Annotated in this window: 20 protein-coding genes and 1 tRNA gene; 8 read left to right on the top strand and 13 right to left on the bottom strand. The window is 38.8% G+C overall.

Annotation, left to right across the window (positions count from 1 at the left end; genetic code table 11):
* Window positions 1-2: 2 nt before the first annotated feature.
* Together scpB and C0V70_RS01885 are read left to right on the top strand one after the other, a co-directional pair.
* Entirely contained in the window at window positions 3-1,523 is a 1,521-nt protein-coding gene (gene scpB / locus C0V70_RS01880; protein WP_102242169.1) for an SMC-Scp complex subunit ScpB, read from the top strand.
* Window positions 1,524-1,611: 88 nt separating this feature from the next.
* Window positions 1,612-2,730 (top strand): pseudouridine synthase, encoded by a 1,119-nt coding sequence (locus tag C0V70_RS01885; RefSeq protein ID WP_102242170.1) that lies wholly within the window; start codon window positions 1,612-1,614, stop codon window positions 2,728-2,730.
* Window positions 2,731-2,786: 56 nt separating this feature from the next.
* On the opposite strand, the gene C0V70_RS01890 is transcribed toward C0V70_RS01885, so the two are convergent.
* Window positions 2,787-3,107, bottom strand: a complete 321-nt coding sequence (locus C0V70_RS01890; RefSeq protein WP_102242171.1) for a hypothetical protein — start codon at window positions 3,105-3,107, stop codon at window positions 2,787-2,789.
* Between the two features lie 145 nt (window positions 3,108-3,252).
* Between C0V70_RS01890 and C0V70_RS01895 the strand changes: the two genes are divergently transcribed.
* Window positions 3,253-3,329 (top strand) — tRNA-Met (locus C0V70_RS01895).
* A 110-nt stretch (window positions 3,330-3,439) separates the two neighbouring features.
* On the opposite strand, the gene C0V70_RS01900 is transcribed toward C0V70_RS01895, so the two are convergent.
* Together C0V70_RS01900 and C0V70_RS01905 are read right to left on the bottom strand one after the other, a co-directional pair.
* Complete coding sequence (locus C0V70_RS01900) at window positions 3,440-4,612, bottom strand: nucleotide disphospho-sugar-binding domain-containing protein (RefSeq protein ID WP_102242172.1); 1,173 nt, start codon at window positions 4,610-4,612, stop codon at window positions 3,440-3,442.
* 75 nt (window positions 4,613-4,687) lie between these two features.
* Window positions 4,688-5,506 carry a LysR family transcriptional regulator gene (locus tag C0V70_RS01905; protein WP_102242173.1) on the bottom strand — a complete coding sequence of 273 codons (819 nt, stop codon included), beginning with the start codon at window positions 5,504-5,506 and terminating at the stop codon, window positions 4,688-4,690.
* Between the two features lie 97 nt (window positions 5,507-5,603).
* On the opposite strand from C0V70_RS01905, the gene C0V70_RS01910 reads away from it, so the two are divergent.
* The 4 genes from C0V70_RS01910 to C0V70_RS01925 are packed head-to-tail and all read left to right on the top strand — an operon-like array spanning window position 5,604 to window position 9,124.
* On the top strand, window positions 5,604-6,545 hold the full coding sequence (locus tag C0V70_RS01910; RefSeq protein ID WP_158649528.1) for an L-tyrosine/L-tryptophan isonitrile synthase family protein: 942 nt from the start codon (window positions 5,604-5,606) through the stop codon (window positions 6,543-6,545).
* Window positions 6,526-7,224 (top strand): TauD/TfdA dioxygenase family protein, encoded by a 699-nt coding sequence (locus tag C0V70_RS01915; RefSeq protein ID WP_102242175.1) that lies wholly within the window; start codon window positions 6,526-6,528, stop codon window positions 7,222-7,224. Before C0V70_RS01910 ends, C0V70_RS01915 begins: the two co-directional genes overlap by 20 nt.
* A gap of 8 nt (window positions 7,225-7,232) precedes the next feature.
* On the top strand, window positions 7,233-8,468 hold the full coding sequence (locus tag C0V70_RS01920; protein ID WP_102242176.1) for a cytochrome P450: 1,236 nt from the start codon (window positions 7,233-7,235) through the stop codon (window positions 8,466-8,468).
* Window positions 8,469-8,476: 8 nt separating this feature from the next.
* On the top strand, window positions 8,477-9,124 hold the full coding sequence (locus tag C0V70_RS01925) for an HAD family hydrolase (RefSeq protein ID WP_102242177.1): 648 nt from the start codon (window positions 8,477-8,479) through the stop codon (window positions 9,122-9,124).
* Here the strand turns inward: C0V70_RS01925 and C0V70_RS01930 are convergent.
* Genes C0V70_RS01930 through C0V70_RS01940 form a run of 3 tightly spaced genes read right to left on the bottom strand, consistent with a single transcriptional unit; the run spans window position 9,121 to window position 13,282 of the window.
* A complete protein-coding gene (locus tag C0V70_RS01930) occupies window positions 9,121-10,209 on the bottom strand; it encodes a hypothetical protein (protein WP_133566677.1) in 1,089 nt (362 codons plus the stop codon). The genes C0V70_RS01925 and C0V70_RS01930 overlap by 4 nt on opposite strands.
* Window positions 10,206-11,453 carry a hypothetical protein gene (locus C0V70_RS01935; protein ID WP_102242179.1) on the bottom strand — a complete coding sequence of 416 codons (1,248 nt, stop codon included), beginning with the start codon at window positions 11,451-11,453 and terminating at the stop codon, window positions 10,206-10,208. The genes C0V70_RS01930 and C0V70_RS01935 overlap by 4 nt, the downstream gene beginning before the upstream one ends.
* Complete coding sequence (locus C0V70_RS01940) at window positions 11,450-13,282, bottom strand: ABC transporter substrate-binding protein (RefSeq protein ID WP_102242180.1); 1,833 nt, start codon at window positions 13,280-13,282, stop codon at window positions 11,450-11,452. Before C0V70_RS01940 ends, C0V70_RS01935 begins: the two co-directional genes overlap by 4 nt.
* Before the next feature lie 51 nt (window positions 13,283-13,333).
* Between C0V70_RS01940 and C0V70_RS01945 the strand changes: the two genes are divergently transcribed.
* The gene (locus tag C0V70_RS01945) at window positions 13,334-15,733 is read left to right on the top strand and encodes a spermine/spermidine synthase domain-containing protein (protein WP_102242181.1); all 2,400 of its coding nucleotides are present in this window, start codon (window positions 13,334-13,336) and stop codon (window positions 15,731-15,733) included.
* A gap of 1 nt (window position 15,734) precedes the next feature.
* Here C0V70_RS01945 and C0V70_RS01950 read toward each other — a convergent pair whose 3' ends face one another.
* The 7 genes from C0V70_RS01950 to C0V70_RS01980 all read right to left on the bottom strand — a co-directional run bounded on the left by C0V70_RS01950 (window position 15,735) and on the right by C0V70_RS01980 (window position 22,076).
* Entirely contained in the window at window positions 15,735-16,685 is a 951-nt protein-coding gene (locus C0V70_RS01950; protein ID WP_102242182.1) for a hypothetical protein, read from the bottom strand.
* Window positions 16,686-16,691: 6 nt separating this feature from the next.
* Window positions 16,692-17,630: a hypothetical protein gene (locus tag C0V70_RS01955; RefSeq protein WP_133566678.1), complete on the bottom strand. Its 939-nt coding sequence runs from the start codon at window positions 17,628-17,630 to the stop codon at window positions 16,692-16,694.
* A 9-nt stretch (window positions 17,631-17,639) separates the two neighbouring features.
* Complete coding sequence (locus C0V70_RS01960; RefSeq protein ID WP_102242184.1) at window positions 17,640-18,644, bottom strand: cytochrome P460 family protein; 1,005 nt, start codon at window positions 18,642-18,644, stop codon at window positions 17,640-17,642.
* Window positions 18,645-18,684: 40 nt separating this feature from the next.
* On the bottom strand, window positions 18,685-20,181 hold the full coding sequence (locus C0V70_RS01965; RefSeq protein WP_102242185.1) for a hypothetical protein: 1,497 nt from the start codon (window positions 20,179-20,181) through the stop codon (window positions 18,685-18,687).
* The gene (locus tag C0V70_RS01970) at window positions 20,171-20,587 is read right to left on the bottom strand and encodes a hypothetical protein (protein ID WP_102242186.1); all 417 of its coding nucleotides are present in this window, start codon (window positions 20,585-20,587) and stop codon (window positions 20,171-20,173) included. The genes C0V70_RS01965 and C0V70_RS01970 overlap by 11 nt, the downstream gene beginning before the upstream one ends.
* An 85-nt stretch (window positions 20,588-20,672) precedes the next feature.
* Complete coding sequence (locus C0V70_RS01975) at window positions 20,673-21,431, bottom strand: hypothetical protein (RefSeq protein WP_102242187.1); 759 nt, start codon at window positions 21,429-21,431, stop codon at window positions 20,673-20,675.
* A gap of 129 nt (window positions 21,432-21,560) precedes the next feature.
* Complete coding sequence (locus C0V70_RS01980; RefSeq protein WP_102242188.1) at window positions 21,561-22,076, bottom strand: DUF4142 domain-containing protein; 516 nt, start codon at window positions 22,074-22,076, stop codon at window positions 21,561-21,563.
* Window positions 22,077-22,196: the final 120 nt, after the last annotated feature.

Here is a 22,196-nt window from a genome sequence, read left to right on the forward strand (position 1 = left end):
ATATGGATAACGTTAACAATAATTCAGACGTACACATGGATGATATTGAACTTCCAGCTAAGTTTCCTTCTGAGGAAGATTTAGAACTGCCGGTTTTCGAAATGGCCGAACTGGATGAGAACATTGAGATCTCTGCTGCTGCAACAGAAGTTAAAAGTGAAATCGAAAATGAGATCATTGATGAGAGCTTCTCTGATAGCATCGTCTCAGATGAAGTCCTATGGCAGGCACGTACTGGTTTAAACTCAGACACTCTTTGTGGTGCTATCGAAACAATTATTTTCATGAGTGATAAGCCTGTTTCAATCCAAAAGATTAAGTCGCTAATCGACGCTGAAATGCCGCTTAAAGTAGTTCACGAAGCTCTGCAAAGACTTCAAGCTGAATACGAGCAAAAACACCATGGTCTTCGCCTTCTTGAAGTAGCTGAAGGATACCAATACCGTACAAAAGCGACGTACTCTAAGTACGTGCAAGATATTTTCAAAATCAACTCACTGGTTCTTTCTCCAACTGCGCTGGAAGTTTTAGCGATCATCGCTTACAAGCAACCATGTTCAAAAGTTGAAGTCGATAAGATCAGAGGAGTAGATAGCGGACACATCGTTCGTGCCCTTATGGATAAACGTTTAGTAAAAGTAACTGGTAGATCAGATGAATTAGGTCGCCCGGTTCTTTACGGAACAACTCCAGAGTTCCTGGAAGTGTTTAACCTTCCGGATCTGGCAGCTCTTCCACCTGAGCATGAGCTTGATGAAATGTCTCGTGCTTCTTCAGTTGGTAAAATCGCTGATATCAAAACTCTGGTTAATGACGGGGCCGATAAAGCGAGATTCAAGTTCGACGAAATCGAAGAGCTTGATATGCTTTCTGAGTCTATTAAAAACATCTCAAGTGAAACTGATTTCACAGCTTCACTTAAAGTTGAAGAAAAGAAACGTATGTCAGAAGACGGAGCTGAGGTTAAATCTGCTTTTGATCTTCTTGAAGAGTTTGTTAACAAGAGACTTATTTCTGAACAAAACAAGCAGGCGATCGAATCTCTTCTTACAACTAACGTAATCGATCCAAGAATCATCGACGACCTTGAAGCTGGACCTTTCAACGTTCCTCAAGAGGACGAAGAAGAGTTCCAAATGATCGACCTTGATACGGGACTACCTATCGAGTACGACGCTGAATTCGACGGCGAAATTGATGAAAACGGAAACTATGAAAGTGGTCTTGATGAGAGCGAATTCGATATCATCGTAGACCTGGATTTCGATAAAGAAGAAAGCGAAGAAGAGGCCCTTTCAAAGGCCCTTGATGCAGCTTTTGAAAACCTGACAGGTGAATCACTTGATAGCCGCCTTTCAGACGAAGAGTTTGCTTTCGGTGGAGAGCTTGAAGAAAGAAGCCAAAGCATTGATGACATCACTAATGGCATGATTGAAAAGGCCCAGGATTTAGACCTAGACCTGTCTTTCTTAAAAGACCCAAGTGCTGAAAATGACGATTCAGACGATCGTTCTCAAGACTAATTTGACATTCATCGGACCATAGCGTAAAACTCTGGTCCGATTACATATTTAACCAAAAAACGGCCGTGATGGCAGATTGGAGGACCCGATGACTAAGTCAAAGACTAAAAAAGCCGCGCTCGCAAAAGCAAAAATCGCAGAAACAGCTAACGAAATAAATGTACGCCTTCAGAAATTTATCGCTGATTGTGGAGTTACGTCTCGTCGTAAAGCAGAAATGATGATCCGTGAAGGACGTGTCACTGTTAACGGTGAAGTTGTGACGGAGCTTGGAACGAAAGTAGATCCATATAATGATGTTGTTATGGTTGATGGTGCTCTTGCAGATCTAAATGCAGTTGAGCCGATCTATTTAATGCTTCATAAGCCAAGAGGTTATGTAACCACTCTAAACGATCCGGAAGGACGTGAGACAGTTATGGACCTGGTAAAAGAAATCCCAGAAAGAATTTATCCAGTAGGTCGTCTCGATTACCTTTCAGAAGGTCTTCTTCTTATGACCAACGATGGTGAGTTCGCCAACATGGTAATGCACCCGAAATACAACGTAACAAAAGTTTACGAAGTAAAAGTATTCGGATCAGTCACTGAAACAATTCTAAACAAACTTAAGGCCGGAGCTTACCTTGATGAAGGTCTAGTGAAGCCGACTTCAGTTCGTGTTATTAAGCAGCTTCCAACTAAGACATGGATTGAATTCCGTCTTAACGAAGGAAAAAACAGAGAGATCAGACGTCTATGTGAAGCCGTAGGTCTGACAGTAGATAAGCTTAAGCGTCTTGCTATCGGTAACCTTTCAGTCGAAGGTGTTGCTCCAGGGAAATTCCGCGTAATGAGCAAAGAGCAAATGCTTGGGTTCATCGGAATCAATGAAGATGGTTCAATGAGAAAAGTGTTGAATCAAGAAGGGTTCATCTCTGCTAAGAAGACAATCGATCTTAAGAAGAAACGTCCTCAGCCAGGTACTGTTGCTGATGATGAGGCATTCAAGAAGTTCAGAAGAGAGACATACTTCGACTCTCTAAAACAAATTGCTGAACAGAAAGCAAAAGTTTCTGAAAAAATCCAGTCACTATCTGACCAGGTTTACGTTGAAGAGCAAAAATCATACGTAGAAAGAAGAAAGAAAGTTGATGCGGTTAAGGCGATCATTAAAAATAACAACCTGAAGAAAACCAGCTTCAGAGTTCCAAAAGATCAAAGATAAAAAAAGCCCTCGAAAGAGGGCTTTTTAATTTAAACTAAACTAACTACAGGTAAGTTTTAGTTATCGTACGTCACTACTTTTGAAGCCGTCACGTATTCTTGTAAAACATCTACTGAGTATTCAAGTGCCTGTTGGGCATAAGGAATGTTGCTTTGGTCTTTAAGTTCTTCTGTGAAACGAGCTTGTTTAATAAGAGCTGCACACATTCTCATGAACTCAGCGCTCCCTTCAAAATACTCTTCTTCGCTCTCAGTTAATAGCACATGCGTAAGCATCGTATTAAGTGACTTAATGAGCCTCACTTGCTGTGGTGTTAGCTCGCTTCCATCAATCTCGATTTTGATCATGCTGTTTTTTAATGAAGTCTGGGCTGACATAAAAAGAATCCTCTCTCTAAATAGGGTTCAAAAGGGTCACTAAACTATTTATCGCCATATTTATGAAGGAATTTAGAACTTTATGTTGGAGTGAATAATTCGATTTCTTACTGGACAAACAGGCTCCGGCAATCTATTATCACCCTGCGGGATGGAGCAGTCTGGTAGCTCGTCGGGCTCATAACCCGAAGGTCGTAGGTTCAAATCCTGCTCCCGCAACCAAAAATTTCAAACACTTACCCATCTATTTTTATCCGTCAGATTTATCAAAGAGTGAATAAAGCGCAGGCTATTTTGTGTTTCAAAAGGGCGCAAGAGAGTCCTTTGATCAATTAAGAATTAGAAAAATAGAGTTTATTCTCGATAAATTGAATGATTTTGTGGACCCCGTTAGTCAAGGAGGGCCCTTGAGTAAGAAGAGTTTTACGAATGATAGGATTCACGTAAGTGCTTTCGACTATTGTTTTTAAGGAATACGATCTTTGCGATAAAACCTGGACTCCAAGTGATAGCTTTTCAACCTGAGCGGCATTGATAAAGTGATCGTTCACTATAGGGATAATGATTTGAGGAACCTTATAGTAGAGAGCTTCATTAATACTGTTCATTCCTCCGTGATTGATAAAAATGTCTGCAATCTTTAAAAGTGCCTGTTGAGGAATAAATTCTTCAACGATGATATGCCCGGAAAGTGATGGGAAATGATCTTTTACAAGCTCTACATTTTGAGAGTTGCCAACTGCTAAGACCAATTTAGTGTCAGTGCTGTCTTTATATTCTTTAATAAGTTCAATGAAGTGATGAAGGAGCTCTGGTCTCTCTTTCAAAACAATTGTCCCAAACGACATGACGATCATTTTTTGGTTTTTAGCAGGCAGGTATTTTGACTCGAGTTTTTCCTGGGGGAGTATTTGGGGGCCGGTGAAAAAGAAGTCTTTGCCTGAATAGTTTAGCGGAGTGTTGAAGCTCTTCGTGGTGAAGACAATATTATGATCACCATAGGCCCCCAGGGCGTGTTCAAGCGAAATGTTCAATTGAAAGTTAGATTTAAAAAACGCAATGGCATCTTCATTGACCTGATCTATCTCTATATGATTTTGAGAAAAGGCCATTTGAATTTCTTCGGGCGTAAAAGCAAGAGTGGTCACTGTGCAGAAGGCGGGGATATTGTAGATTCGTCCTAAAATATACCCCCAAGGTGCCATAGAATCATAAAGAAGAAAGTCGGGACGAACTTTCTCTATTTCATCTTGAAGGAAGGGCAGAAGTCCTCTGGCCGCAGGAAGGTTCTGAAGCACAAAGTTCTTGTTAGGATTGTAGTCGTTGGCGGAGTAATCATCTCTGCCATAATTTTTAAATTTTGCACCAGTTCCCTCGATGAGATCCTGACGTGAAGGAGAGGAGTGATAAATAATCTCGACACCACGGCGGCAAAGCTCTGAGACAAGCGGGAGAGTTGGTCTGATGTGCCCAACTCCAAAAATGTTATAATAGATGGCCTTCATGCCCTTTATTTATGACAGAAGAGGGATTTAAACAATTGATGTCGAGTTATGATAATTATAGGCAAAGACCTATGTCTACACAGGGATAAAAGACTTCTTTAGCTCCTCGAAGATCATTTTCCCTTCATTGGACTTAAGGATTTCCGGGTAACAAACCAGCGCCAGCTTGTCTTTGTAAGTGGGAGTATTAGGAACTTTCTTTAAATCACATCTTTGGGCCAGGACGACTTGTGAAGGAATAATTCCAATGCCTGCGCCTGAATCAACCAGGTTGGCAAGAAGCTCAAGGTTTGAGACTTCGATTCTTTCGGTAGGAGCATGCTTCCATTTAGATATGATGGCCTGGGATTGGATTAATTCCGGGTTATAAATGAGTCTTTTGCGGTAGAGCTTTTTAGATTCAAAAACCGCCACTTCATCTTCACCGATTAGTTTTGTAATTAATCCAGGGATAGGGAGCGGGTTCATAACCAAACCAAAATCAACTTCACCAGAAGCCACTTTTTTATTAATTTCCATTGAGGATTCATTGATAATTTGCAGGTCAACGTTAGAAGCAAACTGGTTCATTGATTTCAAAAATCGTCCCAACAAAAACATTCCAACTGAGGGATGGCAGCCGATCTTAAATGCTAGATTGACAGGGTTCCCCTTAATCTTGAAAAGTGTTTTTAAGGCATTTTTGGCCTCAGGTAAGATCATTCTTCCCTGAGGAGTTAGCTTTATTCCTTGTCGTCCTCTGATAAAAAGAGGAATTCCCAATTCTCCTTCAAGCTTTTTAATGGCCAGAGAAAGAGAAGGTTGTGCCATTTCAAGCTTTTCAGAGGCTTCTGAAAGAGTTTTGGAATTAGCGACTGTGACAAAATTTTCTAAATCTTTGAATGTTACCGACATATTTGTAAATACCTATATTAAACATTTATTCCATCTAATTTTTAAATGATCAGCTTTTGTTTATCAATAGTAAAAATTAATTTCGATGGAGGAATCAATGGAAGCAGCAAAAAATGAAGCACTTATAGATAATAAAGAAGCTTTAGCCGTGATTTATAAGGCCGTCTTAGAGTTATCTAATCACGATGATTTAAGTGATATTCAGTATGCTGACGTTCCTATTCTTAAGAAAGCAACGGAGCAGTTTTTTGAAAATGTGCCTTTGACCTTTTTATTGCCTGCCTTTCCAGCAAAAAGTCCAAGTACAGCAAAGACTTCGGGCATTCATCCTGATTTGGGTGAAGTATTGGCCCTCAAGAGCCTGGATGAAATGTGTAAAAAAATATCAAGCGTTTACGCTCCAGGTGCCCGTGTCGTGATCTGTTCAGATGGAAGAGTTTTTAGTGATGTTGTCTCTGTGCCCGATGCTCATATTGATGAGTATGGAGAGTGGATTGAGAATATTATCAGAGAGTTTAAGCTTTCTCATCTTTCGACATTTTCTATGGACGACTTGTACCCGGATACAAAGGGGGATCTTCTGCGCGAAAGACTGGTTTGGCGATATGCCAAGTCTACAGATGAAATCAGGTTTTTGGTCATTAATGATGACAATTACAGAGCGCTCTTTAATGGGGTCCATAAATTTATGATGGAAGATCACGGGGGGCTTGCTGAAAATAAAACACTTTCAAAAAACCAACTGAGCAAAAAAACAAAACTTTTAACATACGAATTGATCCGAAGATCTGATGCCTGGTCAGAGCTTTTAACAGATCAGTTTGGAGATGTTCTGCGCTTGTCAATTCACGCTTACCCAATCAATCACTCAAAATTTGGAGTGAAGCTCTTATCGTCATCAGATAAATGGGCGACTCCCTGGCATAACGTGACAGTGAAAGTAGATGGTGCTTTTCAGTTGATGCATAAATCAAAGGCACTAGAGCTTGGAGCTACAGAAAAAAGACTTGGAGGTAAGTATGTCTACTTTGAAGTTTAATGCCCTTACAGTGCTAAATGCGGGGGAAAAGAGTGATGAAGAGCTTCTTCATTACGCTTCTTCTTTAAGTGATAAAGAAGGGGATCTAAAGAACAAGATTCTTCATTGGGAGTTTGGTCCCATTATGAATATGAAGTTTGATGAGAATGCCTCGAATTACCTATTTTCAGCAGAGGAAGTTCCTCTCCATTGGGATGGCGCTTTTTATAAAGAGCCTTCACATTTACTTTTTTATTGCGTGGAAAGTCTTGGCGTTGGTGGAGAAACTATCTTTGTAAACACTGAAGCTCTTTGGAATGATTTAACGACTGAAGAAAAATTAGAATGCGAAAGCATTACCTTAAAGTATTTCACGGAAAAAAAGGCCCACTATGGGGGAGAGATTAATGTTCCTCTGGTGCAAAAGCATCCCGTGAGTGGCAGGACGATATTACGCCTGGCCGAAAGAGTCGAGACCTCGCTTAATCCGGTAGGGCTACAGATTGAAAGTAGTCGCGGGATTGATACGACGGCTTTTTATAAAAAGATGTGCGAGAAACTCTACGATCCTAAGTATCTCTACGAACATTCATGGCAAAAAGGTGATCTCGTGGTTTGTGACAATTTCACCTTTTTACATGGGCGAAGAGCATTGAAGAGTAATTTAAAACGTAGCTTTAAAAGAATTCAAATTTTGTAGGAGACTATATGCAAACGGCGAGCGGACAATCATTTTTGGACTTTAAGAAAGAATCTAACTTAAAAACTTTCCCACAGGATTTTTCTAACTATATAACATCGTTTGGTGACACGTATTTCTGGTCGAAAGGAAATTTTCATGTTGTCACTCGTGCCGCTGACGCGAGAATGGTTTTAACATCACCAGAATTTAGTGCAGACAGAGGCGGTTTTTTCATTTCGCGTATGCCGGAAATGGACCTTTCCCTTATCCAGGACTTTTTTGGAATTGTTCAAAAGATGATGGTTATGAGTGATGACAAAGACCATTCTGCAAGAAGAAAAATTGCGGCAAGAGGTTTTGAAGATCATATCATTGACCGTTTTGCCAAAACGGTTGAAGAAACCGTTAAGCGAATTGTAAAAAATGTAAAAAATAAAGAATCCTTTGAATTTGTTGAGGCCTTAAGTAAAGAACTTCCATCGACAGTTTTGGCAGATTTATTTGGGCTTCCCGAGGAAGACAGGTCCGAGTTTTTCAATTCGGCCAATATCATGACTGGATTCTTTGGAGGAGCAACAAGCTACTTTAATGAAGATGGAATTCGAGTTAACAATGCAGCGAAATCGCTAAAAGAGTATTTTCAAAAGTTGATTGTAGAAAGAAGAGGAAGTAATGGGCAAGACTATGTTTCCATCCTGCTTAAGGCTCAACCGATGACAGGAATGAGCGATGATGAATTGATTTCTCAACTCATTATGATGTTTGTTGCAGGACAGGTAACGACTACAGATCAAATTAACAATATGATGTTTCTTTTAGCCGCAAATCCTCAAATACAAAAGGAGCTTAAAGCCGACCCTACTTTGATTAATAATGCTTTAGAAGAATTAAAGCGAATTGATCCTGCAGTGACCTTTATTTTCAGGGTGGCGCGAGCGCATACAAAAATAGGGGAGCAACCTATCAACCCTGGAGATGTCATTTTTATCTCTAATCATGCGGTCAATAGGGATTTGCCAACTGAAGACAGGGCACATGAAATTGATATCAGAAGAGAAGTCAGTCACTTTGCTTATGGACATGGGCCTCACTATTGTTTAGGCGCAAAGCTTGGGAGATTGGAAATTCGTCTGCTTTTTGAAGAGATTTTAAGAGAGCTTCCGTTACTGGTTCTGGATGAATCTCAAAAAAGTAGCAGAGATCATTACTCTCTTTCTTTTTCTGGTTTTCACTCGCTATTTTTGAAGCCGGCCATTGAGTAGAAAACTATATGAATAAAACAATTAAGCTCCTTATTTTTGACCTGGATGGAACTTTGGTGGACTCACATCGGGATATCTTAAATGCGGTTAATAAAACGATGGAGCATTTTAATGCTCCTCCGGTTTCAGCGAGCGAGGCCAAGAGTTTTATCGGGAGTGGGATTTTTAATTTTATTATTCAAAGATTATCAGAGGAGGGAATAGGGGATTTTGATAGAGCGTCTGAGGTTTATAGAAAGAATTATGCTAAGTGCATGCTAGAGAACACTTCTGTTTATGAAGGTGTTTTTGAAATGCTTGATAGGTTTTCTGATTATAAAAAAGTTGTTTTGACGAATAAATCAAATGAATTTGTCGGGACGATTCTAGAAGAGCTTGGGCTTAGCAATTACTTTTTGAATTTTTATGGAAAGGAGACATTTGAAAAACATAAACCTGATCCTCTTCCTATTTTTAAAATCTCTAGTGAGTTTAATGTCTCAACAGAAGACATTTTAATAATTGGTGACTCAGAAGCCGATATATTGGCCGGGAAAAATGCCAATATACAAACTGTTGGAGTGAGCTACGGCTATGGAAATCCATTCAGGCTAAAAGAGATACAGGCAGACTATATCATTGATCACCCAAATGAACTGGTGACTATTCTTAATTAGCGTCTTGTCAGCAGGTGTTGTAGAGTCACAAGACGTGCTTTAGGGAATTTGTAACGGAAAAGAAATGAGTCAATTAGGATATGCAGGACATTGAAAGTCCCATAGAAAGCATAGGCTAGGTTTCTGACTTTAAAACCTCCGATATACTGTTCTGTGAGTCCTTTTTCCAGGATGCCAAAATTGGCAAGATAAACCGTCATTCCATCTCTGCGGAAAGATAATACGACAGCATACGTAGCAATTAAGACAATCGCAGAAAGAATACCAAAAAAAGTGATCATGTCTTTTCTAGATTTTCCAATTTTAGCGTAAATAAAATAGTATTCCAGACCATGCACTAATCTTTGTGTTGCTTGGGCAACCATCGAAATGGGATAGAATACCCAGACAATCATTCTAAGAGCAAAGATCCCTTTTGATGATTTTAAGAGGCTGCTGCTTTTTATGGCCACGTAGATATAAGTCAGGGCCGAAAGAGCTGCGAGGGTTAGGCCTAAAATTTCAAGTGGTCTAGAAAAACCATATTGAGACACATTAACAGGGTTTCTGCGGAAAGTTCCAAAGAAGCCTGCGATTACGACACCTGTCACTAATCCAGTCGCGCATAATCGTTCCCACTTCTCCCATTTTTTTAAATTGTCAGAAGTTTCTCCAAATTTGTTATAGAGAAGAGAGATCCCTTTACTTTGATGGATCATATGAAAGACAGAGATGAAATAGATATCTATCAGGATAAATGAGAGAAAAACCCATTTCATAAAAGGAAACTGGGATTCCATTTTTTCCATACTAAAAACAAACATTAAAAAAAGAATTAATCCCAGAAGTGTGAAAGCAGCAAAGAATTTAGGCACACTTCCAAAATGTTCTTTGGCCCATTCTCCACACTCGGGACTTTGGCCTACAATATAGATAGTAATTAAGTGGTGAATAGCACCGAAGTGACTAATGGCCACAAAAAAGGCAATTGAAAAGGCCCAGCCAAGTTGAAATTCAGCAAAAATAAAAGGAAGAGAGATCAATGGAAAGAGCAGATTGATCCATTCACTTTTTTCTGGCAAATAGGAATTGGACACTATTTTCATTGTGCGAGAATCCATGAGTTATGTCGGTACATACTATAACTTAAATTTTGCGTGCAAAAGTCTTTTACGTCGATCAGTTTTTTAAACTCAGAGTCCGAACTTCTTCTAGAAAAGAAGATTAAATCCAGGTTTTGCACTTCATTTCTTCTGCAGAAGGCCTGAGCGCGGTTAAAATGAACCAGAGGGTCACAGTGAATGCGCGTTCTAAGTCTGAGTGTCCCATCAAGTTTATTCTTTCTAAAACTCTCGTTCCAGTCATTGTTTATGTTGAGCTTTTTAACTGACGAGTCTTTCATGTGGATAGTGAACTCGCCATCACACACACTTTTAGCATCGAACATATTAAGTGCAAAATAGCGCCCTTCTCCCGTGAGTGTAATATCCCCAGGAAAAAGGTAAGGAGTTAGCTGTACAAGACAAAACAAAGTTAAGTAGGTTGCCCCTTGCCAGCTTCCTCCAATGGGAAGAAGTGGAGCAGATACGGCCGGAGCTGCAAAAAGGCGATCTAGAATGAAAATGGCCAATAATGAGTACATGACCATAGGATAGAAGAATCCAACGATAGGCCAAGAAAGAAGATGGAAGAGTAAGAATTGAATAAAGGTAAAGTAGAAGATTCCTTTTTTCTTTGAGAGAAGAAAGAAGGCAAGAACGAGCTCGAGCACGACGACGTAAGCAAAAGAAATTTTATGTAGACTTTCAGGAAGCCATAATTTTTCTAGTCGATAAATACCTGCGCCGCTCAACCATTCTTCATTGAGTTTGATTGTCCCGGCCCACACATAGAAAAGAACGATGACTTGTGGAATAACTTTTCGTTTACTGTAGATAAATAAATAGGCCAGAGTTACAGCTAAGGCCATGTAGTGTTGATTCATTCTCAATTGATAGTCTTGGGCAAAAAGAATGAATTTAAAGACCGAAAGAGTGACAAGTCCAGTATAGGCCCATTTAGTGTAGCGTGTAGGTAATACGAAAAGAAAAGAGACGGCTAATCCAAGTAACAAATAAAGGGAAAGAACGAGATCAACTTGCTCAACACTCAAGAATCTATAGTTGAAGCAGTTTTCAAAAAATGGCCAGCATACGGGAGTGGCCTGACTGGAGATAATTTGAGGGACCTTTAAATCAAGGCTCCAGAAGAGATAAGTCCAAACGTGAGTGAGAGAAAGGAAGAGTCCAAACCAACTTAAGGCCTTATCATTTTCAATTTCATTAATGTTCTTTTTAAAGAAGTTTTTCATCGATATTGATTGATAAGATTTAGTGTTAAAACGTTAGCTTGGTTAGGGCTATAAATATAGACGTTATGAGTAATCATTTTATGATTTTCATCATAGATTGTAAGGTCATACTTCAATGAGTGAGGAACTCCTTTGTAATTAAAGTTGAGCTCCAGTATTTTGATTTTAGAAGTAAACTCTCGAGGGTTTACATCTCCCTGATACCAGCGGGAATGTTTAAAAGTTTTTTCTTCACCAACTTTCCACCAACCCAAAGGAAATTTAACTTCATCAAAAGCATAATAATTTCCTTCGCGCGTATCAAAGACTCGTCCAAGACCTTGAGAGTCATCAGTCAGAGTAAAGAGCTGAGTTTTAGCTTCAATCTTTGAAGTCTTTGGAGAGATTCTCTTATAAACAAGAAATGAGCGTTTAACTTTTGGATGATACCATTGTTGCGCACCTAGAATTTCTTTGCTGTAAGTGTGTCCTCGGCTATTGGTATGATTAAAACTTTTATCATTGCTATTTTCCATTGAAAGAGTTTCACTTCCATCCCAATCGTTTCCATCCCAAAGTTGCACAGGAATGAATCGCGAATTGCCTTTGATTGATTTCTCCCAAGTACGTAAGTTTAATCCAAGAGAAGGAGAATCCCATAATTTAACTTTAGCTCCACTTAAGTAGCGTGGGGAATCACAAACCTTCTTAACGGCAGGTGGGAGGTAAATTTCACTAGCTGATTCACCTTGGTAATAAAGAATTGGTTTGAGTGAAAGTCTTAGTCCTTTTTCATTCCATTGCACTTCACCGGTCAGGGTAGGGATGGGAGGAAGTCCAACTAAGCCTTCTTCTTTTAAAAAAGGGTTCTTAAAATCTAAAGCAGCTGCTGCTTCGAACATTGAGTACATGAAGGCAGAGTGAAAATCAGGTTTGTAATGAAATTGTTTTTCAAACTTTGTCTCAAAGGCACAATTTGATAGGGCCCCACTGTTTTTATATTCTAGATCTGGATGCCAGAACATCGCTTGCCAACTATTTTTATAGAGCCATGGATGATTGGCCACTGATGATTGAGCTTTTCCATAAGTGATGATTTTGGTCATTGCTGAAAAGATTTTATCGTCTTGAAGAGATTTAAAAGTGACTGGGATATTGTGTGTGATAAGAAAAACCCAATCTTCTTTTTTTATGTCGGCCTTTTTCCATTTTTCGGCTAACTCTGGCGTGCCTTCTTGAGGTGTAGCGATATCTAAACCAATGGCAATAGATCTTGCACTTAAATCCTTTCTGGCAAATTCAGCGACTTCGTCTAAGTAAGGAACATTCGTCAGGCGAATGATATGGGCCTTGCGCGGCTTCTTTCCTTTTGTTAAAAGAAAATCTACAACCCCTGATAAGTAATCTTCCGTTTGAAAAAACACATTAATCGTTGGAAGGGCAAGATTCATTTTAGGAGAAGCGACGACTTGATTAAGAAAGAAAAGATTTTTCTTTTCTTCCGGTTTAAGACTTTTTGTAAGTTCGATCACTTCATCAGCAATTGAAGAGCCAGGAGGTCCAAAAACTAATTTGGGATCCTTCTTTTTAAGAAAGCTAACGGTTTGTTGTGCACTTAGTTTTTCATCTGACTTTGAATCTGCAGCATGCAGTTCTAATTTTTGCTCAGGATGATCAGCCACATACATTTGAGCTGCATTAAAAATTCGCTGTCCTTTATCCTTTGGGCCAGAAAGAGGTGTCGATAAATAAACAGGCAGTAATTTAGCAGGAGAAGGAGAACATGAAATCACAGAGCATGAAATGAACAGACAAGTGAATAAGTGATTGTATAGTTTGTATGTACTCATGATCTGAATAATGTTGTTGTCAATTCTCTAAGGGATACATAAACTTATTTTATGTCCCTTCTAAAGCAAAGTCTACATTTGGTGGCAGCGGTCGTTGTTGTTACTATTCAAATTATAGCACAGCCTATTTTTTTTGGAGTTTTTGGAAGCACAACTGCAGTTGAAAGCATGATTTTAATTGCTGTCATGGGTGGTATTTGCCTTGGGCAGTCAGGTCTTTTAAATATTGCCTGGACACGCATCCTATTAACGGTGTCGGGTATTATCCTCACACTCTTGGGCTGGTTTTACTCTGAGGCCATTTTGCAAGGTTCGCGTTCGCTTGTTGGTGAATTACTTGCGGGATTTCTCATTGTTTTAACTGTTGTTTCATCCGGTATTCTTTCTTCGCGTGCGATCTATCTTGATTCTGACATTAAGAAGAATTACTTTTGGCACAACTTAATCTGTGCTTTTGGTATTTTATGTCTTTTTGGAATTCAGGTTAAGTTTGGAAATGCCGCTGTCTGTATTGTGGCAGGAAGCGCTCTTTTGTTGATTTCTTTAAGCCACCGTCTATGGAACACATCTGAATCTCTGCTCGCGATTCATTGGAACTCTCTGACTTTGACTTCTTTGGGACTCGGCTTTTTCTCAGGAGTTTATCTCTCTTGTGTTTTAGAAACCATGGAATTGTCTATTTTTCCTTCCGGGTTTGAGTTTCATTTTTATCTTCTTCTGACTTTTTTACATTTGGCAGTTGCCCGTTATTTGCCGGCACGAAAAGTAAAATTCTCTCTCATTCCAATGATGGCCTTCCTGGTTTTTATTTTAATCTTGGTTGGTTTTTTTGGCGGAGTGAAAGATTTCTTCTTTTTTAATCAAGCGCCGCTTATTTTTTCGAGTTACTCAGTTTCTTATCGAATTGCGCTTGTGAGCTTTATCCAGGTTTTCACTCTTTTAATTCCGTATGCTTTTTTTGCTTATGTTGTTCCAAGACGACAGTTAGAAGCGCCGAATGAAAATCATTTATTCTTCGTTTCTTTAGGGAATTTCCTCGGTTTTCTTATTCCTGGGGTTCTGCTTATCCATCCGCCTCTTGAGATGCTTCTACCACTATTCTTCATCTTATCTTTGGTATGGTGGAAAGTGGTTGATTCTAGCAATAGGAAACAAATGGTTGGACTTGTGGTGTGTGCATTGATCCTTTGTGGATTTCTTCTTCCTGAGCCTAGTAGACGAATTCTTGTTCAGTCTCTTAAGTCGCGCATTCTTTTAACAGAATCAGTTTTTGTGGATAAGGGTTTTGGATTAAACGGAGTACAAGAGATTCATCGCAAAGAAGGAAAAGTTGGTTTTGTTTACAGCTACGGCGATATCCCGGGGATTGGACTTGGGGGGTACGTCGCTCCAATGTATTCTCCAGCTGATTTAGCTAAGTCGCTTGCGACTAAAAGGCTTATGAAAGAAAATAAAGTGAAGCGCGTTTTAATACTTGGATTGGGAAATCATCTTTTACTGAAATATGCTTCAATTCTTCAAGATGAAATAGGTGGGACGATTGAAGCGATTGATGTTATCGACAATTTTCCTCCTTATGAAAGAGAGGGATTTAGAAAAGAAATCAGTGATGTAATTGATTTTAACGATAAAAAATTACCGACATTAAAAGTTCATACTGATGATGTTTTCAAATTTTTGGCCCGAAAAAAATATAATGAACCTTATGATTTGGTTGTGAATAATTTAACTTGGCCTTTATATATGAGCGCTAGATTGACTTATACTAAAGAGTTTTTCGATTTAGTTAATGGAGCGCTAACTGATAATGGGATTTTTGTCACTCGGTCATTTACTGATGAACGAATTAATTGCTTAACCACTTTTGCTTTTCCATTTACTGGTAAAATAAGGCTGGCAGGTCTGGCCCCGGTAATTGTTGGATCAAAAACGGCCGTAACTTCTGCTGAGGCTTCCTCTGATCAGGAAAAATGCGACGAAGGTCAAAACCCGAATTTATCAAAGTTATTCTGGGGGCAAGGGCTTTATGAGCGCAATATGCAAAAGCGCTCTTCTATCCGAAGCATTGCTGAGTCTCGTGTGTTGTTTTATCCAGCAACTGGAATATTAAAGGAGAAAGCAGAAGTCATTGGAAAGGCGAGTTCACTCTTTTCTGAGAAGTACCATAAGGAGATCATTTCTGTTGATTCAAATAGCAGTGATATCTTTGCTCAGTATTTATATAAAGCTTTTTCTCTTAATTCGCGCCATAGACAAAGTTTTTCTATCTGGCCTTATCTTTCAAAGGATATTGAACTCAGTGGGAACCTATCAAAATTAAAATCAACTTGTTCTTTTTATAAAGATTATAAAAAGAAGTTTGCAAGTTCCCCGGATGTTTTAGGTGTTAGAGTTTATTCAGAACTTCTAAAGTCATACAACATTTCAGAAGATTGCTTCGAGACTCTCTAAGTTATTTTCCGTGATAATTTTCCGAAAGACATGGCTGCCATTTCGTGTTGCTCGAAGTAGTTAAGGCAATTTTAAGATTTGAGACCGGCAGGCTCACTGAAACTCTAGCATTGGCCCTTGTTCCGTAGAGATAAACAGATTCTCCTTTTTCTTTTTTTGCCTCTCCAATGACACTAATAAATCCAGTAATCGGTGTAGCTAATTCTGTATGCCATTCAAGTGGCGCGCTTAGGTCGGAAATCTTAAAAGGAGCCGATTTGATTAATTTAAGATTTTTATCGCAGATATAAATATTTCCTTCTACCTGTTTAACATCTTTCAAGTCTTTTCTTAATAAGGCCGACAGATAAAGCCATCCAGACATGAGGCCTGGAGAATCTTTGATCGGCGCAGAGTACTTCGAGCCAAAGAGCTCTGGTGTCCACCAGAAGTTTAGTTGAAAGTTGCGGACTTGCCCAAAAGAGAGAGGATAAGGTCTGCCGGGATCACCCCAAGCTTCTCCTCCTGCGACCAGGTTAGATGAAAAGTCATCATAGCGTGGAGTTCTATTGGGAAGATAACGATAATAAAAAGCTTCCAGGTAGTACGGTTCAAATAGCGCAGGTAATCCAATGTTTCCGACAAAGTCTGAGGTTTTAATTTCGAATTTGTAGGGGAATTGAACTTTATAAAAACGTTTAAAAATAAATGGTCGATAGATTGAAGAAAAATTAACTAATCTTAAATGCAGCTCTCCCCCTGGAGGTACCTTGATATTCGGATGCAAAGTGATTGTTCCTGAAATAATAGATTCAACTTTTTTATTGGCAATCCAGCTGGCGATTTGAGCTTTTTCTTTTGCAGATAAAGAGTCTGCAACAAAATCTTGAGTCACGACTTCTTTTGCTGCAAAGGCCGATGCCTGGGCAAAGAGAAGAGATACTAAAAAAAATGGTTTGATAAGTTTAGTCATATTTCTTTAACTATCTCGTGGAGTGCAGGCCGGAGCTGCTTTATTACTGATTGTTGTTAAAACTATTTTTAAACTGACGGCCGGAAGATTGATGACTACTTTCGGACTTGCTCTTCCTCCGCGAAGATAAACAGTTTTACCATCTGGTGTTTTCGCTGTGGCTGTTACACTGATAAAACCAGTAACCGTGTTTGGTAAATCAATATGCCATTCAATGGGTTTGTTCAGGTCAGCGATCTTAAACGAAGTTGACTTTACAAGTTGAAGTTTTTTGTCGCAAACATAAATACTGCCTTCAATCTGTTGAACGTTATCAAGTTTCTCCTTTAACACATTAGATAGGTATAACCAGCCAGACGTGAGTGAAGGAGAAGATTTAATTGAAGGTGAAAAACGTGAGCCAAATAATTCCGGTGTCCACCAGAAGTTCAATTGAAAATCGCGATTTTGCCCAAATGAAAGTGGATAGGGTCTTCCCGGATTCCCCCAAGCTTCTCCACCGACAACTCCTTCAGAATCATCATAACGAGGAGTTTTATCCGCCCGGTAGCGATAGTAAAATGCTTCCAGATAGTAAGGTTCAAATAAGGCCTGGGGGCCAATGCCGCCAACAAAATCTGAAGTCGTAATTTGGTACTTATATGGAAACTGAACATTGTAGAGGCGCTTAAAAATAAAAGGGCGATAAATTGATGAAATATTCACAAGCCTCAAGTGAAGCTCGCCTCCCGGGGGAAGCTTGATGTTTGGGTGGAGATTAATAGTTCCCGAAACGATGGTGTCGATTTTTTTGCCAGTGACCCATTCTTCGATTTGTTTTTTTTGATGAAGGGAGAGAGGCGCAGAGATAAAGTCTTGAGTGATCATTTCTTTGGCAATACTTAGGGGCATTGGCCCCATGAGTAAGAAGAATGCTAAAAGGATAATCTTGCTTATTTTGAGCATAGTGGTTTATTAATGGGTTAATTCTTGTCCATCACAAATCGTAACGATGTGAGTGACTTCCACCATATTCTTTCTTGGAATCTTCTTATCCAGGCACCCAGTATAGTATTTTTGAGCGCTCTGGCATTTTTTCAAAGAATTTTCCGGAATACTTAAAGCATAGAGTTGTGAAGCTGGATCAAAGACCAGGTAGTTGTGATTATTTTTCCCGGTAAATTTTGTGAGAGAAGCTCTTAGCTCTGGAAGAGCACCTTCAAAGAGAGGCATTTCCATATACCAAAGATTCTCTAGATGCTTTTTATCAACACCCATCTCTTGGAAAATTTCCAGGGCCACTTTTTGAGAGAATGGAGCATTTGCCTTCTGGAACTTTGAAATAAGAGTTTCCATTCCATTAACAGAAGTTGTGCGTCCGAGAACGTTGTTAAGCATTGGTTTAGAGAAAACGAAATCCGTGTTACTCGCTAATTGGTGGCAAGCGTGGCATGACGTCTGGAAGTCTGTGATAGATTCGTACTTTTCTGGAACTTCACCTTTTTCTAATCGCTCAAGTCTTCTGCGGTTCATAAGTGCATAACCCCATCCGTCTGTGTCTGGGTAAAGCTTATGATCGCGCTTCATAACCATGAGCCTAAGTTGATTTGAAGGGATTTTACTTGAAGGAAATCTTTCATCTTCTTCAACCTGAAATCCAGTCTTGGCAAACATCGCTCCATCAGGAAAAGGCTTTCCTTCGTTTAGGGCCTTCCATGCAATGTCGTTAGCAAAAATAACTCGAAGCTGGTCTCTGTCTGTTCTGAAAGTTGAAGTGACCATGCGCCAGTCGCGGTAGAAGTTTTCAAACTCTTCCCATTTCATTCCGTTAAGAACGTCTTCAGAAACGGGATTCTTAGTATCCTTTAATTTCTTTTTAAGATCTTCATTGAGTGAATTGTCATTAGCAGAAAAGCGGCAGGCCATGATTGAGACAGTAAGTAACAAAAAGAATACGTGTTTCAATTTAAAAGAACTCACTAAAATACTCCGGCAATCCAATAATAAATGTAAAAAAATTTTATCCTTCGCAAGTGGCAATTGTCCACTTGTTTGGAGTAGTTGAACTTTTCACATTGCTCATTGCGGTAATCAAAATCACCCAGAACAAATAGTAAGAGCTTGTGACATAGAAAAAACAAGCGAGATAGAGATGGGCAGCCAATAAGAGTGGAAGTGTCCATGCTTTGGAAGAGAGCTTTCGGTAAGATATCTCTAAGCCAGCAATCACTGCAAAGACAATGAGGTTCCATCGACTTGCCATGGGCAATTCTGCCATTAAGTAGAAAGAGCGTGGCAATTGCTCTAAGGGAAAATTAACAAAAGGTAGTTTTGCAAGAATAACGAACGTTAGTAACGTTATCCTTAATCCACCAATAAAGGTCATCGCCTTTAAAAGCCATTCCTTCATTTCCATTAGTGGACCTTTTGGATCTTTTAGAAAAACAAAGGCCAGGATAATCAAAATGATGTGGTCAGGGAAAGAAAAAGGAATATTGTAGGTTACTAAAAGGACAGTGTTGAAGATTATTGAAATAAAAAAGAGCATGCGCATGAAGTTCTTTTTATATAAGAAAATTGCAGCGAATGTGATGGCCATGTAGACCATTGAGTAGATGCGGAAGCCATCAAGCTCTCTTTCCGATAAAGCAAGAGTCGTGAGCTTTAATAGGTTCTGAATGGTGAAAATAGAAAGCAGATAGAATGTCAGTACTAAGATGTTGTTTCTATTTTTCTCAAGGTCTTCTTCTGATTCCGAATTAAAAAATGAAAATGGAAGGATGAGAAACGAAAAGAAGAAATGAATATTAAATAAGACTGAATTTGATAAATGGAAAAAAAGGATTGAGGGGATCCAGATCTTGCGAAAGCGTTTTGAGCTAATAGCAAAAATACCTGAAACTTGTAAAAGAAGAGCAAGTGGAAGGAGCGGGTAAGTTGGAAATTCATGGCCTTTTAAGAAAGGAACCAAGAATGAACTTCTATGGCTGAAATACTCCAGCTCAATGATTCTGTTAAAAAGTGTTTTATCCGTCAGGAAATGACTATATTGATAAATCTTGATTAGCCCTGAAAGGACATAGGGAGAAACCACAATGGCCATAAGAACTTTATACTTATCAACAAAAAATTTCTTATCAAAGTTAAAAAAGAGAAGAGCGATTGAGAAATAGAAAAAACAGAACGACTCATTGGCATTAACAGCAAGTATCGGGAAGCTGGTCATGGCTATGTAGAGTAAGTTGGTCAAAACGACTAGGAATTGAATCCATTTTTTTCTGCCATAAAAAACAGAAAGAAAATAAACCGACACACAAAAAATTACAATCAGCCATTTTCCAGTTTGAGGATCGCCCACATTCTCTAGCACAAGACGAATTGGCCACTGATAGTAGTTAACAGGCATCGGGCTACTTAAGAAAACAGTCAAGCGAGGCAGGAAGAAGGCATGCGCAAGGTAGAAAAGAAAAGTTATGATCGTTGGGTACTTGATCTCAATGTCGATTTTAGATTTCATACACCGCCAATAGTTTGGTTGGACCACAATCGTTTTGGATAAACCATTGATGAATATCACAACCTACTTCATAGAGAGAGACCGAAGCTTTTTCTTCCCCGATAAACTCTTTTAAACGGGCACTCGTCAATTGTGATTTTGTATAAAGTGACATGATCTCAGTTATGCGTAAGCTGTCTTTTTGGTTGCGGTTATTTCTGTTGTTGAAAACCATAACCGGCACATTGTCCTTTTTGACCTGAACTTCATAGTATTTTATATGTGGAGCATCGGCAGTGCAGAATAAGCACCAGTTAAAAAAGGGCAAGCGCACTTTATTATCCCTGTTGGGACCAACGATTCCAACATTGATTAAGCAAAAAGCTGCAACGATAAGGTAAGGAACAAACTTTCCCCACTGCTTCATCAGAGAAATTCCTTGGTTTTTTGCAAAGTTATTTTCTGATAATAGAGTACACCAAAAATAGATGGGAGCCTAAAATTTTTTACTACTAACTTATGAGAGTGATAATCTCATTGAGATATTTTCTTAATTGATTTCGACGAGCCTCACTAGAAATGGCAACAAGTTGCTCAAAATTGCCGACGATTTGTTGTATGTGCCTAAGTTCTATGGGGCCTTGACCTTTGACATGATTCTTGCGAATAAAATAATAAAAGAGCTTTAACTTGTCGCTGGTTTCTTCGCCGGGATAATTATAATCATGTAGATAAAAATTCAAAAGACTATCCATTAAGCCGAGAGTATCTTGTGAAGGCATCATTCCCTCTATGAAAACAAGAGCTTTTTGGTCAAAGTGTTCAACTAGTGCACATGAAATAGCGATTAAGTATAAACGTGAAAACTTTTCTTTAAAGGCATTATCATTTTTGTCATTAAAAATATTTTTGTCTAAGTTCAGACTGTTAACAACTGCTTGTTGTAGCTCCCTTTTAATGGAGCCGTCTTCATTGTCGTTAGAATATATTTTAAATTTAAAATCATGCGGTGAATAGAGCTCTTGTTTCAGTTTTCCTTGAAAAGGATTAAATTGATAAAATGAACACCAGCCAATTGTAATGAGATCATTATTGCCAATAGAAAAAGAAGGTACTTCAGTATTTGAAATTGACATCTTTTTTAGCATTCTGACTTTAATTATTTGATAGATCCTGTTTTTATCCTGATCTTCAGAAATTAGACGAATCCTCTTGTTGGCGTCGATATCAATTCGAATGCCTCGGTTTTTTAAATATTCAGTATAGCTCATAGAATCTCATTGTAATTTTAATTATTCATTCATTTTATATGAAGTAAAAAAAATTGCGAGAAGAAGTATGAGTTTATTAAGGACTTATAGAAGGGAGGTTCCTCTCCCTTCTATTGCAAAAATGAAGAATTAAAGTTTTGCTTGGATAGCCTTAGCTTGCTCAAGATGCTTGCTCACGTGTTCGCGAGTTGCTTGCAGATGGTTCTTGAATTCAGGCTTCGTTGCATTCGGAATAAACTTTTGGTCTAGGTCATTAAGAAGTTGCTGGTGCATAGAAACTTGTTGTTCCATATACATCTTATCAAAGGCTATCCCTTTTTGTTTTTTCAGCATGTCCTTATTGGCCTTAGCACTTTCTTTTAATGCTTTTGACCATTGTGAATCTTCAGGATCAATGTCATTTTTCTTTACGATTTTTTTTGTCTCTTTTTCATTTTTCTTATGCTCTTCCATCATATGCTTTGCGAATTCTTTAACTTCTTTATGAGAAGCATCGTCTTTAGCTAGTTTTGCAGCATCGATTTCTGCATCATTAGCTTCTTCAAGAATTTCTGCGATTTGATGATCGTTCATTGCTTGTGCGTGTGCTGCAAAAGAAAAAGCTGAAGTTAGGGCAAGGGTTAATAATAGGAACTTGATTTTCATAAACACTCCTGAGTTTTTGAGGAATATTTCCTCGTTGGTGAACACGATTTTGTAGTTAAGCAATTTGCATACCAGATAGTCGGGAATTATTAGGTACGAGAAATGCAAGGCAATGAATGG

Source organism: Bacteriovorax stolpii (assembly GCF_002872415.1).
In the GTDB taxonomy this organism is placed as follows: domain Bacteria; phylum Bdellovibrionota; class Bacteriovoracia; order Bacteriovoracales; family Bacteriovoracaceae; genus Bacteriovorax; species Bacteriovorax stolpii.